Genomic DNA, 1,828 nt, shown 5'->3' on the forward strand with positions numbered 1-1,828 from the left:
GAGCGTCACGAACTGCATTCCCACGCGGAGCGTGCGGAACGATAGGTGTTCCGGCGATTACCTTTCACGCTGGAGCCGCATGCCCCCAGCCTGTTAACATTCCGCGCTTGATTGACCTATTTCGGGATTTTCCATGACCACCGTTCGTACCCGCATCGCGCCATCGCCCACGGGCGACCCTCACGTCGGCACGGCCTACATTGCGCTGTTCAACTACTGCTTTGCCAAACAGCATGGCGGCGAGTTCATTCTGCGCATTGAAGACACCGATCAACTGCGCTCGACCCGCGAGTCCGAACAGCAGATCTTCGACGCACTGCGCTGGCTGGGTATCGAGTGGAGCGAAGGGCCGGATGTCGGTGGTCCACACGGCCCGTATCGTCAAAGCGAGCGGGGCGATATCTACCAGAAATACGCGCAGCAACTGGTCGAGCTGGGTCACGCCTTCCCGTGTTTCTGCACCGCCGAAGAGCTGGACGAGATGCGCGCCGAGCAACAGGCCAAGGGTGAAACCCCGCGCTATGACGGTCGCGCCTTGCTGCTCTCCAAGGAAGAAGTGCAACGCCGTCTGGACGCTGGCGAGCCCCACGTGACTCGCATGAAAGTGCCGACCGAAGGCGTCTGCGTCGTGCCGGACATGCTGCGCGGCGAAGTCGAAATCCCGTGGGACCGCATGGATATGCAGGTCCTGATGAAGACCGACGGTCTGCCGACCTACTTTCTCGCCAACGTGGTCGATGACCACCTGATGGGCATCACCCACGTACTGCGCGGCGAAGAATGGCTGCCATCGGCACCCAAACTGATCCTGCTTTACGAGTACTTTGGCTGGGACAAGCCACAGCTGTGCTACATGCCGCTGCTGCGTAACCCGGACAAGAGCAAGCTGTCCAAGCGCAAGAACCCGACGTCGGTGACCTTCTACGAGCGCATGGGCTTCATGCCTGAAGCCATGCTCAATTACCTGGGGCGCATGGGCTGGTCGATGCCGGACGAGCGCGAGAAGTTCTCGTTGCAGGAAATGGTCGACAACTTCGATCTGTCGCGTGTCTCGCTGGGCGGGCCGATCTTCGATATCGAAAAACTGTCCTGGCTCAATGGTCAGTGGCTGCGTGATCTGCCGGTCGAGGAGTTTGCCAGCCGATTGAAAACGTGGGCACTGAACCCAGACTACATGATGAAGATCGCACCGCACGTGCAGGGCAGGGTAGAGACCTTCAGTCAGGTCGCTCCGCTGGCCGGGTTCTTCTTCGCCGGTGGCGTTACGCCCGATGTGAAGCTGTTCGAGCACAAGAAGCTGTCCCCGGAGCAGGTCCGTCAGGTGATGCAGTTGATCCTGTGGAAGCTGGAGTCGCTGCGTCAGTGGGAGAAAGACCGGATCATGGGTTGCATCCAGGCCGTCGTTGAGCACCTCGAGCTCAAGCTGCGTGACGCCATGCCCCTTATGTTTGCGGCGATTACCGGCCAGGCCAATTCGGTCTCGGTGACCGATGCGATGGAAATCCTCGGTCCGGACCTGACCCGCTTCCGCCTGCGTCAGGCCCTGGATTTGTTGGGTGGCGTTTCGAAGAAAGAAAACAAGGAATGGGAAAAGCTGCTGGGCTCCATCGCCTGAGGCGTTCCCTATTCCTGTCAGTCGCCCCCGGTTTTCCGGGGGTTTAAAGGTAAGTGGTTGTATTACCGACAAAAAAGTTTGAAAAATGTAAAAAATAAATTTGACAGCCCTGTCACTCACGCTTAATATGCGCCCCGTCCACTGATGTGGGGCTTTAGCTCAGCTGGGAGAGCGCCTGCATGGCATGCAGGAGGTCAGCGGTTCGATCCCGCT

Annotated in this window: 1 protein-coding gene; it reads left to right on the forward strand. The window is 58.9% G+C overall.

Going from position 1 to position 1,828, the window contains the following annotated elements; all coding sequences use genetic code 11:
- The first annotated feature begins 133 nt into the window (after positions 1-133).
- Positions 134-1,615, forward strand: coding sequence for a glutamate--tRNA ligase (gene gltX, locus ALO64_RS14865; RefSeq protein WP_044343281.1), 1,482 nt, complete (start codon positions 134-136; stop codon positions 1,613-1,615).
- Positions 1,616-1,828: the final 213 nt, after the last annotated feature.

Source organism: Pseudomonas meliae, assembly GCF_001400515.1.
Classification (GTDB): Bacteria; Pseudomonadota; Gammaproteobacteria; order Pseudomonadales; family Pseudomonadaceae; genus Aquipseudomonas; species Aquipseudomonas amygdali.